General features: G+C 38.5%; 13 protein-coding genes. 12 read left to right on the top strand and 1 reads right to left on the bottom strand.

Features of this window, described 5'->3' with window-relative positions:
* The first annotated feature begins 5 nt into the window (after nucleotides 1-5).
* The 7 genes from ACHZEU_RS06700 to ACHZEU_RS06670 all read left to right on the top strand — a co-directional run bounded on the left by ACHZEU_RS06700 (nucleotide 6) and on the right by ACHZEU_RS06670 (nucleotide 7,474).
* Nucleotides 6-1,037, top strand: a complete 1,032-nt coding sequence (locus ACHZEU_RS06700) for a helix-turn-helix domain-containing protein (RefSeq protein ID WP_404804252.1) — start codon at nucleotides 6-8, stop codon at nucleotides 1,035-1,037.
* A complete protein-coding gene (locus tag ACHZEU_RS06695) occupies nucleotides 1,038-2,327 on the top strand; it encodes a RecQ family ATP-dependent DNA helicase (RefSeq protein ID WP_404804251.1) in 1,290 nt (429 codons plus the stop codon).
* A 239-nt stretch (nucleotides 2,328-2,566) separates the two neighbouring features.
* Nucleotides 2,567-3,304 (top strand): LysM peptidoglycan-binding domain-containing protein, encoded by a 738-nt coding sequence (locus ACHZEU_RS06690; protein WP_054550700.1) that lies wholly within the window; start codon nucleotides 2,567-2,569, stop codon nucleotides 3,302-3,304.
* A 143-nt stretch (nucleotides 3,305-3,447) separates the two neighbouring features.
* Nucleotides 3,448-4,206 carry a metallophosphoesterase gene (locus ACHZEU_RS06685; RefSeq protein ID WP_103117713.1) on the top strand — a complete coding sequence of 253 codons (759 nt, stop codon included), beginning with the start codon at nucleotides 3,448-3,450 and terminating at the stop codon, nucleotides 4,204-4,206.
* Between the two features lie 112 nt (nucleotides 4,207-4,318).
* Nucleotides 4,319-5,284, top strand: a complete 966-nt coding sequence (locus ACHZEU_RS06680; RefSeq protein WP_279494437.1) for a YpdA family putative bacillithiol disulfide reductase — start codon at nucleotides 4,319-4,321, stop codon at nucleotides 5,282-5,284.
* 58 nt (nucleotides 5,285-5,342) lie between these two features.
* On the top strand, nucleotides 5,343-5,903 hold the full coding sequence (locus tag ACHZEU_RS06675) for a glycerol-3-phosphate acyltransferase (protein ID WP_112117657.1): 561 nt from the start codon (nucleotides 5,343-5,345) through the stop codon (nucleotides 5,901-5,903).
* 5 nt (nucleotides 5,904-5,908) lie between these two features.
* Nucleotides 5,909-7,474, top strand: a complete 1,566-nt coding sequence (locus ACHZEU_RS06670) for an aminotransferase class V-fold PLP-dependent enzyme (protein WP_103119058.1) — start codon at nucleotides 5,909-5,911, stop codon at nucleotides 7,472-7,474.
* Here the strand turns inward: ACHZEU_RS06670 and ACHZEU_RS06665 are convergent.
* Nucleotides 7,454-8,422 carry an asparaginase gene (locus ACHZEU_RS06665; protein ID WP_066037611.1) on the bottom strand — a complete coding sequence of 323 codons (969 nt, stop codon included), beginning with the start codon at nucleotides 8,420-8,422 and terminating at the stop codon, nucleotides 7,454-7,456. The genes ACHZEU_RS06670 and ACHZEU_RS06665 overlap by 21 nt on opposite strands.
* An 84-nt stretch (nucleotides 8,423-8,506) precedes the next feature.
* Between ACHZEU_RS06665 and prsW the strand changes: the two genes are divergently transcribed.
* The 5 genes from prsW to cmk all read left to right on the top strand — a co-directional run bounded on the left by prsW (nucleotide 8,507) and on the right by cmk (nucleotide 12,938).
* The gene (prsW, locus tag ACHZEU_RS06660; RefSeq protein WP_004232588.1) at nucleotides 8,507-9,181 is read left to right on the top strand and encodes a glutamic-type intramembrane protease PrsW; all 675 of its coding nucleotides are present in this window, start codon (nucleotides 8,507-8,509) and stop codon (nucleotides 9,179-9,181) included.
* 98 nt (nucleotides 9,182-9,279) lie between these two features.
* Nucleotides 9,280-10,095 (top strand): spore cortex-lytic enzyme, encoded by an 816-nt coding sequence (sleB, locus tag ACHZEU_RS06655; RefSeq protein WP_279494445.1) that lies wholly within the window; start codon nucleotides 9,280-9,282, stop codon nucleotides 10,093-10,095.
* Between the two features lie 15 nt (nucleotides 10,096-10,110).
* Nucleotides 10,111-11,394: a PepSY1/2 domain-containing protein gene (locus ACHZEU_RS06650; protein ID WP_048389800.1), complete on the top strand. Its 1,284-nt coding sequence runs from the start codon at nucleotides 10,111-10,113 to the stop codon at nucleotides 11,392-11,394.
* Between the two features lie 114 nt (nucleotides 11,395-11,508).
* A complete protein-coding gene (locus tag ACHZEU_RS06645; protein ID WP_279494449.1) occupies nucleotides 11,509-12,168 on the top strand; it encodes a flagellar brake protein in 660 nt (219 codons plus the stop codon).
* Between the two features lie 95 nt (nucleotides 12,169-12,263).
* Nucleotides 12,264-12,938, top strand: coding sequence for a (d)CMP kinase (cmk, locus tag ACHZEU_RS06640; RefSeq protein ID WP_004232599.1), 675 nt, complete (start codon nucleotides 12,264-12,266; stop codon nucleotides 12,936-12,938).
* The last annotated feature ends 71 nt before the right edge of the window (nucleotides 12,939-13,009 follow it).

The raw sequence follows: 13,009 nt of genomic DNA, 5'->3' as shown, positions 1-13,009 counted from the left end.
CGTCAATGTTTCATCAAATTTTATTGCAAATCTTTCAAAAACTCAATAAAGAGCGGACGATTTCGGCTGCCTATCATGTCCTAAGAGGGAAGCGTTCAGGCCAGACGATTCAAGATATTGGTCTTTTTCAACTGCATCAATATTTTGGCCTCTTGCCAAAACTATCTCGTACTACATTTGATGAGGCTGTAAACTTATTTATGCAGAATAGTTGGTTAAATGTGCAGGAATCTGGTCATTTTTACATGGAAACGCTAGGATTACAACGTGCACAACAAACGCCAACCTTTTTCTTTGATGGTTGGCACTATCGGGGAAATGAGCATGTGTTTTTTGCGAGGCTCTCTCTCATTGTACAAAGTTTGTCACATCAAGCCGCAGCCGTTCGTACCTTTTCACCGATTAGTAGAGATACAATGATTCAAGCGTGGGTGCGAACTTTTTTACAGGCACATCATTATAAGGAAGGTCATTTACAGCAGCAATTATTGACAGAATGTAATCATGTGCTAACTATTCTCCCTGTGTCAGATGCAAGCAAACAGCTTGTTCTGTATCGTTTAAGTGGTTATCAATTACCAGGATGGACGTGGCAACAGCTTGCAGATGAACGGAAGGAAACTGTACTGGATAGTCAATTAGCTTTTATTGAAACCCTACATATATTATTAAATGAAGTGCATCAAAAAATAGATGATTACCCATTGCTAGGGCATGTGGCAGAAGGATTAAAAGTTAAAATATTGCTAACAGATTCTGCACAACAAACCGCACAATTATATGAACAAGGTTATTCGATGGAGCAAATTGTTCAAATGAGAAAACTAAAACAAAGTACAATTGAGGATCATTTTGTGGAATTAGCTATGTATGAACCGAACTTTTCTATTGGCCCATTCGTCTCCTATGATGAAGCCCAAAAAGTGTGGCAGGCATCGAAGMAGTATCAAACAAAAAAATTGAAAATATTACATGAAGCTTTAAACGATATGAGTTATTTTCAATTAAGGCTTGTCCTTGCGAAAGGAGAAGTATAAATGGAACTTGAACAATTATTGCATAAGCATTTTGGTTATTCATCATTTCGGCCAGGACAGAAAGAAGTCATTGAGGCATTACTACAAGAACAAGATGTTATTGCCTTATTGCCAACAGGAATGGGAAAATCACTCTGCTACCAGCTACCAGCCTATACATTAGAGAAACCTGTACTAATTGTTTCACCCTTACTGTCATTAATGCAGGATCAAGTAGAAGAGCTGAGGCGTTTTGGGGAAAAGAGGGTGGTAGCTTTAAATTCCTTTTTATCACTAACAGAGAAACGTTATGTATTACATTATTTAGAGCAATATCGTTTTATTTTTACTTCCCCAGAGATGCTGCTCCAGCAACAGGTACAAGAGAAACTGGCGCAGATGAAGCTAGGTTTAATCGTAGTAGATGAGGCACATTGTATCTCACAATGGGGCTTTGATTTTCGACCAGATTATTTACGAATAGGTGACTGGCTATCGAGAGAAAATCGTCCGCCAATTTTGGCATTATCTGCTACGGCAACAAAGAAGGTTGTTCGAGATATACGGGAAACTTTATCTCTCAAAGCTCCATTCGAGTTTATGTATAATGTTGACCGCCCGAATATTCATTTAGGTCGTGTAGTAGTGGAGGATAAGGCTGATAAAGCTAGATGGCTCATGCACCATGTTACGGAAACGGCAGGACCTGGTATTTTATATGTTTCCTCACGTAAACGTGCGCAACAATATAGCGAAGCCTTATTACAAGAGGGCGTTCGTGTTGCTGCATATCATGCTGGCTATGGGGTGGAGGACCGGCAATTTATTCAACAGCAATTTATAGCTGGTGAACTTGATTGGATTGTTGCAACAAACGCTTTTGGTATGGGCATTAATAAGCTTGATATACGGCAGGTCATTCATGAATCAATGCCTGCCAATATAGCGAATTATATGCAGGAGATTGGACGTGCAGGGCGGGATGGTCACTCTGCACTTGCTATATTACTGTATGCTGAAGGTGATGAGGAGCTGGCTAAATTTGTTGTGACAGGCGATTTACCAACTTTACATCATGTTGACCGCTACCAGGAGCTGCTATCTCAGCAAATACAGCCCATCCAAATGCTGAAAAATGGGGAGTTAAGTGAGACAGCCTTCCGTGTGTTAGACTATTGGCTGCAACGAGAGTCTTCGGAACAAGTGAAGGTCCGATTAAATCATTTAGCACTAGAGAAATACAATGCAGTGAATGAAATGCTTCAAATCATACAGACAAAAGACTGTATTCGTGAACATTTAGTCGGGTAGTTTGGGCAAAAATTGCAGAAAAAGCAGGAAAACTGTTGTGAAAATTGTGGAATCCATTATGATGTAATCAAGAAAGTACGCTTAAAAGAGAAAAAGAAAGTAGAAATGGCAACGTGGGAAAGTCGATTGCAAMAATTATTAATGGGTAATTAGACTAAAACTGACGGTCATTTACTTTTTTCGTAAAATTCGTCATAATAGAGATGATAGAAAGCGTAGTAAGGTTGGGGGAAAGGCGAATGAATAAAGAAGATTATCGCGATAAAATAGAAGAGCATCGTCAATCGTTTGAAGATGAGCAAAAAGAACAGCAATCCTTATCAAGAGTTTCCAGAATGAATAAAAACGGTAATAAAAACAAAAAGCCAAAAAATTCGAAACGTAAGACACCGTTAATGACGATTCTGTTTGTTATTTTTATCTTGATACCATTAACAATTCTTATTTATTTTTGGAAATTTTATGAACCAGGAAAAACGATTGAACAAGCCGAAAAGGATACAGCTGAACAGGTTGTCGAATTAGATCCTTCAGAAGCATCTGCGTCAGATAAAGACAAGGAAAAAGATGATAAGGGTCAAGACGCTCAGGGGGATAAGAAGGCTCAAGAGCAATCTCAAAAAGATGCTGATAAGTTAGCAGCGGAGCAAAAAGCTGCTGAAGAAGCGAAAAAGGCTCAAGAGGCGAAAAAGGCAGAGGAAGCAAAAAAAGCCGAAGAAGCTCGAAAAGCTGAAGAAGCAAGAATAGCTCAACAACAAGCAGAGGCAGCAAGAAAAGCAGAAGAGGCTAGAAAAGCGGAAGAAGCAAAACAAAATGCTAAAGCAACGACACATACTGTAAAAGCAAATGAGAACTTATACCGAATTGCATTAAATCACTATGGCGATGGCAGTGAAGCGACTTTAGCTAAAATTCGTGCTGCTAATGGGATGTCCTCTAATACTGTAATGGTTGGGCAAGTCATTAAGTTACCTTAATAGAATTTTTTATCGTTATATAGGTTTTCTAGTATAAAATTACAGACAAACGTTCACACCAAAACGTACGTCTGATTTAGCAAAAAGGCGATTCGTTTTTTAAGAAGAATCGCCTTTTTGCTGTCGTAAGGAGAAGTGAGAAAATGCTATATTTAGGGCTATTTCTTTTGGTAGTCATCGCCCCTCCACTTTATATGTGGAAGGTGGCACATGAAAATAATGTATTGTCTCACCAGCTTTCATTACAGGGTGAACAGGAGAAGGTACGATTATTTTTTATTTCAGATGTTCATTTACGTAAAATAAGTAAGAAAATGATTGCACAGTTACAGGGACATCATTTTGATGCAGTAATTATTGGCGGTGATTTTGCGGATAGCCGTACACCGATTGATCGTATTCATGAAAATTTATCATTATTAACGTCCCTTGGACCAACCTATTTTATTTGGGGCAATAATGACAGAGAAATTGGGGAAGAAAGACTGAAGGACATTTTACAGGCATACCATGTTCAAATTATTGTCAATGATGCCGTACAGCTTCCGCTTAAAAATAGCTTTTGGTTAAGTGCTATTGAGGATACAACTGTTAAAGAATATAGTTTTGAAAAAGCTTTTGCAAAGATAGGAGATCAGGATTTAGTTGTTTTTATCGCCCATAATCCAGAGGTTTTTGCGAAAGTTCGGGCTAAATATCGTGCGGATTTAATGATGGGGGGACATTTACATGGAGGGCAAATCAGATTCGGTCCATATGGTGTCCATCCAAATGGTTCCTATCGTCGGCGTGATGGTGTCATGACTTTAGTAAGCAATGGCTATGGGACGACATTAGTACCTTTTCGATTTGGTGCAAAGCCCCAATGTCATATAATTGACATTGATATATCGAGTAAATAAACAACCAAAACGTGTGAGAAGGCGTATAATAAAAAAGTATCGTCTATTCTATGAAATGTGAAAGCATGGAGCAGCAATTTTTGCTGTTCAAATTCGATTGGAGTGTCAAGAAATGCAGCAAGCAGATGCAATTATTGTTGGAGGAGGCCCATGCGGCTTAGCAGCAGCAATAGCTTTGCAAAATATTGGTTTACAACCTATTGTGATTGAAAAAGGAAATATCGTCAATGCCATCTATCATTACCCTACACATCAAACATTTTTTAGTACGAGTGAACGGTTAGCCATTGGTGATGTACCATTTATTATTGAAGGACGTAAGCCGAAACGCAATCAAGCCCTTGTCTACTATCGAGAGGTCGTCCGTTTAAAAAATATACAAGTTAATCGCTTCGAAAAAGTACAAAGTGTTGTAAAAAATAATGATTTGTTCACGGTTACCTCCGATAAGGAAATATATGAAACGCCCTATGTTGTCATTGCAACAGGTTATTATGATCATCCGAATTATTTAAATATCCATGGTGAGGAGTTACCTAAAGTTTTCCATTACTTTAAAGAGGGCCATGAATTTTTTGATACGGATGTTCTAGTTATAGGCGGCAAAAATTCAGCGATAGATGCCGCGTTAGAATTAAATAAAGCTGGGGCTCGTGTAACCGTAGCCTATCGTGGCAGCGAATACTCTCCAAGCATCAAGCCATGGGTATTACCCGAATTTGAAGGGGTAGTCAAAACTGGAGAAGTTGACATGCTTTTTAATACAAATGTATTGGAAATACGTGAGCACGAAGTTGTTTTAGAAGTAGAGGGTCAAGAGAAAATAGTAAAAAATGATTTCGTTTTTGCTATGACTGGCTATCATCCTGATCACTCCTTTATTAAAGCGATGGGAGTGGACATAGAGGAAGAAACGGGTCGTCCTTATGTTACGCCTGAAACGATGGAAACCAATGTTGAAGGACTATTCATTGCAGGTGTTATTGCAGCAGGAAATAATGCCAATGAAATTTTTATTGAAAATGGTCGTTTCCATGGCGAATGTATCGCTCAAACTATTGAGCAGAGAAAAAAATAACGATCGAGGCTGTATAGGCATGTAGCTTATACAGCCTTTTTAGCAAGGAGGCAGCTCAATGATTGGCTTGTATTGGCTCTTGAGTTATTTAATAGGAAACATCTTGACGGCTTATTTCGTTGGTAAGATATACGGTGTCAATTTGCAGGAAGAGCGTAGTAAAAATTTAGGCGCGCGTAATGCGGGAAGTGTGATTGGGAAAACAGCGTTTATTTTGACTCTTCTTGGCGATTCATTAAAAGGTGTACTTGTTGTCGGATTAGGACGCATGTGGCAATTGGATGAATGGGTCCTTATTGGCGGAGCTGCATGGGTGATAATTGGCCATCTATTTCCGATTTGGCTGAAATGGAATGGAGGGAAAGGTGTAGCTACTTTTATTGGTGTGGGTCTCGCCTTATCGCCAAGTCTTTTTTTATGGATGATTATTGGTACAGCACTTATATCTGCATTTACTAGAAGTCTGACACTTGGCATGGTTGGGGGCTTTGTTTTTTATATAGCCGCAATTATACAAGCAGGGAAATTAGAGCCATATGGACTTTTAATCATGGCAATCGTGTGTATGCTTATTAAGCATATGTCTAATATTCAGGAATCATTGAAAAGAGGGAAGTGAAGGAAATGTATTGGTGTAAAATTGCCAAGACAAATGAAGAATTTGAGGCGATTGCTCGATTGAATTATGAAACATTTGTAGAAGAAATTCCTCAGCATGAGGTAAATGCATCGCGAAAAAAAGTAGACCGATTTCATCAGGAGAATACCTATGTCGTTGTTTATAAGCAAACAGAATTAATTGGCATGGTGGCGTTTAGAGATCAACGACCATTTTCTATTGATGAAAAGATTGGTAAGGTCGAGCAGTATTTATCGAAGGAAAATTGTGAGAAGCTTTGTGAAATTCGTTTGCTTTCCGTGAAGAAAGGTTATCGAACGGGGCGAGTTCTATTGAAGCTTACTCAGGCCTTAACTACATTTGCCTACGAAAAAGGCTATTCTGCTGCAGTGATTTCAGGTACAACGAGAGAGGAAAAACTATATAAGCAGATGGGTTTTAAGCAGTTTGCACCAGCTGTCGGGGAAGAGGGTGCGATGTTTTTACCGATGGTGCTCACTAGACATGAATTTGAACAATCATTACAACATAGACTAACGACGGAACCCTCTACATTTTATCCTGGGCCGGTGAGGCAATTAGAGACAATTGCTCATTCAGATTTATCACATCGTTCATTACCTTTTTATGCGCTTTATGAACGAGTGCAGAAGAGGTTACTGCATTTATCGAAGTCCAATCATGTTGGTGTAATCGTAGGAACGGGAACGCTAGCAAATGAAGTAATGCTTGCACAACTAAAGGCACAGCAATTAGGAAAAGGGCTTATTCTCACAAATGGAGAATTCGGTGAACGTTTACAGAAGCAAGCCGCTCGTTGGTCATTACATTATGATGTGGTAGAAAAAGAATGGGGAACAGTATTTGATGACAAAGAACTGGCTTCACAGCTTGAGACGGGGTCTTATCAGTGGATGTTGGCAGTACATGGTGAGACTTCCACGGGAACTTGTAATAACTTAGATATTCTTAAAAAGCTTGCTAAACAATACAATGTAAAGTTATGTATAGATTGTATTAGTTCGTTCGGTGCCATGCCGTTCTCTTTACAGGACTGCTATTTAGCTACGGCTGTGAGTGGTAAGGCCATTGGTGCGTTAAGTGGGCTAGCATTTGTATTTTCGCAATCACTTGCACCCCCATCTGCCAATCTACCCGCTTATCTTGATTTAGCAAATTATCAGCAAGGTGTCATACCATTTACATTACCTGCTGTATTACTGAGCAATGTGGAGACTGCATTGCAAGCCTATCCAGCACGTTATGAGCAGCTACAGCAACGCTTTCAATCACTGCTGCAGCTACCAATCATGCAATTTCAATATCCAACTACTCAATATCCGATGTTGATAACTGTTCAATTGCCTAATAATTATGCCAACCTACTTATTGATTTAGCATTAAACGGGCTATTCGTTCATGGTGAAAGCCAGTATTTACGCCAAAAGAATTTCATTCAATTTTCTGTGATACAGCCAGATTTTGATGAAGCTTTGGCTCGACTTAGCGAGATACTGGGCTATTATGAACAGGTGATCGAGACTTTAGCGTTACAAGAAAAAGTCCTTTAAATTTAAAGGCGAGCCAGTTGTGTTAAGGCCTATTAATAATTTTAAGCGTGCCTTTTGACCATTAATACCTGTGGCGAATATGGCGCCTAAGTCTTCTAGCATTTTACCGCCGCCCATATAGCCATAAACACCTTCTGCAATTCCATTAAAGCAGCGGGAAACAAGTACAACTGGGATGTCTCGCTGTATAAGGCTTTCAATTCCCTTTACAACAGATGGCGGGACATTCCCTTGACCTAGTCCTTCTAGCACAACACCATCATATTTACATGCAAGCACGACATCCAATAAATCTTCTTCCATTCCAGCGTACACTTTTAGCATTGCAACACGCTTAGTTAAATTGTTAACATCTACATATTGTCGACGAATTGGTGCGTGATGGAATAAGATTCTGGATTTTGTAATAAGGCCAATCGGTCCATATTGTGGAGATTGGAAAGTATTTACAGAACTTGTGCTTGTTTTTGTTGTATTTACAGCAAGATGAACCTCATCATTCATCACAACAAGCACACCTTTATCACGTGCTTCTTCATCAACAGCTACTCGGACTGCCTCTACTAAATTATAAATCCCATCTGCTCCAAGTTCGTTAGATGAACGCATTGCTCCTGTTAGCACAATCGGAATGGCTAAGTTCGTAGTTAGCTCTAAGAAATAGGCGGTTTCTTCCAATGTATCCGTACCGTGGGTGATGACCACACCGTCAATTGGCTGTGCGTCAATTTGTTCCAAAATCAAGTTACGCAATAAAAGCATCTCTTTCGGTGTAATATGTGGAGAAGGAAGGTTAAAAGCTTCTATTTCGATAATGCTTGCTAGTGAAGCCAGTTTATTACTTTCCTTCATTAGAGGATTTTCCTTATTAGGCATGACCGCTCCTTCAGCACTCATCGCCATGGAGATTGTGCCGCCAGTATGAATTAATAAAATTGTTTTTTTCATAAAAAAATAAATCTCCTTTTAAAAAGTTTTTTTGTCATTACATGGTATAATAATAGCAGTCTATTGTTGAAAGGAGCCGGCATCATGATCATTTTATTATCTGCTGCCATTGCTCCCGGTCTAGCGCTTTTTAGTTATTTCTATTTGCGCAATCAGATGGCTACGGAGCCAAGAAGAACTTTACTACAAACGTTTTTATACGGCGCATTTTTAACGTTCCCAATCATGTTTTTACAGTATGTATTAACAGAGGAAGGGGTTTTTCGATATCTTTATCTTCAAGACGTACTATTTTCAAGTGTCATTGAAGAATTTTTTAAATGGTTTGTGCTATTAATTGCCATCTATAATCATATAGAATTTGATGACCCTTACGATGGTATATTGTACGGGGCAAGCATTTCACTTGGCTTTGCTACGATTGAAAATGTTCTTTATTTACTTTCATTTGGCTTAGACACGGCATTTATGCGAGCCTTATTACCAGTATCGAGTCATGCTTTGTTTGGTGTCGTAATGGGCTATTATTATGGACGGGCTAAGTTTTCGAAACTTGTTAAGACAAAAGAGATGATAGCTATGGCGCTTTGTGCACCAGTCGTACTTCACATTCTATACAATACAATATTATCATTCAAAGGTCACTGGGTTTATTTAATGATTCCTTTTATGTTGTTTTTATGGTGGTTTGGCTTGCGCAAAGTGAAGCTTGCACATTATCATCTGGTGCAGCATCTTCACATGCAAAAGAAAATATAAAGCGTAGAAATCGTCAAAGATTTCTACGCTTTATTTCATTTTTATCATGTATAAATTACTCCTTTTGTTTCAAGCTATAAAAAAAAGGAGTGATAAAAGTGCGTTTAGTAAGCATACTTTTTGCTTTGATATTAGGAATTAGTATAATTGCGATTCCTCAAAATGATGCAAATGCATTTAGCGATCAGCAAATTACTCGAGGTGCCTATGGAGATGATGTCATTGAATTGCAAGCAAGGCTACAATACTTAGGTTTTTATAAGAGTAAAATTGATGGCAAATTTGGCTACAACACATACTGGGCTTTACGTAATTTCCAAGAAAATTATGGGTTACCAGTAGACGGAATTGCAGGCGCTAAGACAAAGAAAGCGTTAACGGGCAATTCAGATTATGACGAAAAATGGGTGAAAGCTCAATTAAATGCAGGAAATCAATTTACTTATTATGGTGGGCAGCCACTTGATCAGCAAGTGAAAAAGAATACTAGTGGTGGCAGTAGCAATAGTAGTGGAAGTAGTAATAATAATGGAACACAGACACAAGTTCCTCCCAAATATACAGAGCGTGATTTACAGCTAATGGCGAATGCGGTATATGGAGAGGCAAGAGGAGAACCATATGAAGGACAAGTAGCAGTTGCTGCAGTTATTTTAAATCGTTTGGAAAGCCCAGATTTCCCGAATACTATTTCAGGTATCATTTTCCAACCGTTAGCATTTACGGCTGTTGCAGATGGGCAAATTTGGCTTGAGCCAAATGAGCGAGCGAAAGAAGCGGTTATTGATGCAATGAACGGCTGGGACCCTTCTGAAAATGCATTGTATTATTTCAATCCAAAAACTGCAACGAGCAAATGGATTTGGTCACGTCCACAAATTAAACAAATTGGAGAGCATATTTTCTGTTCATAGAAAGGAGGAACCTAGATGAAAACTTGGCTCGTGGTCTTAACGATTGCCGTTATTGGGTTAGGGGCATACAGTATTGATTTACATGGAGATAAAGAAGATTTACAACGTACCGTGCTAGCACAATATACAGATAAGTTAACGGATGCATCTGAAAAACTTTCCCATCTTCAACGCTCAGTATCACAATCCCTGTTGTTTCAAGATGAGCAGGCGATTCACAATGAACTAGATTCGGTTTGGCGTTTAAGCTCAGAAGTTCGTTCTTCAATTGCGAATATTCCAATAGGACAAGAACTATCAAGTGAATGGATGAACTATCTAGGGCGACTTGGCGATGAAGCAAAAAGGACAGCGAAAACAGGGGATTATGAAGCTTGGCGTGAAAAAATGCCCCAGGTTTCAACGAATTTACAATCTCTTTCCGATGAATGGACAGCTGCAACCGTCGATTTCTATAAGCATGATGGGAAAATGGATGTTTGGCTACAGCAAGTAGATAATAAAAATCCAAATAGCCAATTTGATACTGTAAAAGATACATTAAAGGGCTACGGCGAAAAGGATTTCCCGTTAACTTTATCTGAATCTGATTGGCAGAAAAAAATTGAGTTAAAGGCATTACAGGATGCAGTTATTACCGAAAAAGAAGCTCTAGAAAAAGTGAAATACTTATTTCCAGTCATTAAAGATGCCACATTTACAGTTACAAAAAGTAGTGATACAGCACCATATCCTTTTTATCATATCCAATTCCACCAAGGGATTCGATTAGGCTATGTTGATTTAACAGAAAAGGGTGGACATTTATTATCCTATTTAGTAGAACGTCCTGTGGATGAAGCCAAGTTATCACAAGAGGAAATCATGAAAAAAGCGCAGGAATATGTGAAGAAATTAGGCATGAAAGATGTAGCCTATGTGGAATCACGAGAAAATCATCAAGCTTGGCATGTGACATTTGCTCGTGTCCATCCTGGAGATAATGCGTTAATCTACGCTGATGGTGTTCAATTGAAAGTGGCGAAAGATACAGGTGAGCTGTTAGGTGCAAATGCAATGGAATATATTCAAGAAGAAAATATTAAAAAGCAAACAGCTAAGCCGATTGATTGGAAAACGTTCTTCCAAGACGATATCCAAGTACAAGAGGTAAAAAATATCTACACAGATAATGGACAATTTGAGCAACGTCTTTGCTATGAGGTCATTGCATTGCGTGATGGTAATACGCAGGAAACATTTAGAATTGTTATTGATGCGGAAAACCATAATGTATTAAAAGTGGAATATCTAACTTAATCAATGATGCTTCCGCTCTGTATCAACTTGACATGAAAATACTACCAATTTTTATAGCCAAAATAAGCTTCTCATGAGATAATTAAACTATATTTTTCGCACGGGGAGATGCTCATGGAAATAAAAATTGGTACACAATTACAACTTGAACCAACTTATACAGAGCGTTTGGAGAAATTCCGCTGTAAAGTTGTAGAGCAAAAAGATAATATTCTATATATTGATTATCCGGTTAATATGGCAACAAAGAAAACGGCATTTTTAATAGATGGCTCAGAATTTAGAGCAACTTTTCGTACCGAGGATAAACAATCCTTTGCCTTTAATACAGAGGTAGTTGGCCGTAAAGCAGGTAATATCCCAATGATTATGTTGCATTGTCCAACACCAGAGGAGTTTATAAAAATTCAGCGACGAGAATACGTTCGTGTGGAGACACAAGTAGACGTTGCTATTCAGTTGAAAGATTATAAATATCAGCTTGTGACTGTGGATATTAGTGCAGGAGGCCTAGCAGTCATGTTGAAAGGTCAAGTAGCTTTCACTGAGGGTGATGAAGTAAAACTAACCATCGTATTGCCATTTGCCAATGGAGATGTCAAGTATGTCATTACGGAAGCGCTGATCGTACGTATTTTTGAAAAAGAGGATAAACGCATTGCAACAATCCAACTAACAGATACAGATGATGTCGATCAACAGCATATTGTCCGTTTTTGCTTTGAACGTCAATTAGTCAATCGTCGTAAAGAAATAAACCCTTTTAATGTTTAATATCCTTTATGAATATTTTGATGAAGCCCTCTCCTAGTAGAGGGCTTTTTTGAGGTTATATGATACAATAAGAGGTGCAGAAAGTAGGGAAGAATATGAAGAAAAACATTCAAATTGCGATAGACGGGCCTGCTGGTGCTGGCAAAAGTACAATCGCGAAAATTGTTGCTGAAGCACTTGGCTTTACTTACATTGACACAGGTGCAATGTATCGAGCAGTTACGTATAAAGCGATGCAACAAAACATACATTTAGATGATGAAGCAAAATTAGCAGAGATGCTTGAAGTAAGCACAATTGAATTAAAACCATCACCTCAGGGACAGCTTGTTTTTTTAGATGGTCACAATGTGTCAGCGGAAATACGCTCTAATGAGGTCACTTCATCAGTCTCACAAGTAGCTGCCCATGCGAAGGTTCGTGAGCTATTAGTTGCTCAACAGCAAAAACTTGCAGCTAATGGCGGTGTTGTCATGGATGGCCGCGATATTGCTACACATGTCTTAAAGGATGCAGAACTAAAGATTTTCATGTCTGCAACAGTAGAGGAGCGTGCTAGACGACGCTTGATTGATAATCAAAAAAGAGGAATTGACTCCTCTCTTGAAAAACTTCAGGAAGAAATTGCGCTACGTGATAAAAAGGATAGTGAGCGTGAAGCATCGCCACTGATTCAAGCTGAAGATGCGATTTTTTTAGATACAACAGCATTGTCCATTGATGATGCAGCACAAGCTATTTTAAAATTAGCAGAAGAAAAAATGCTATAAATCCTAAAATTTCAGACATTTTTAGAATTTAAAGGATTTATTTTTGTCTTTGTCTTCAATATCGAATAAAA

It is taken from the genome of Lysinibacillus sp. S1, assembly GCF_044986265.1.
Classification (GTDB): domain Bacteria; phylum Bacillota; class Bacilli; order Bacillales_A; family Planococcaceae; genus Lysinibacillus; species Lysinibacillus capsici.
This window is presented reverse-complemented; position numbering and strand designations above follow the sequence as displayed.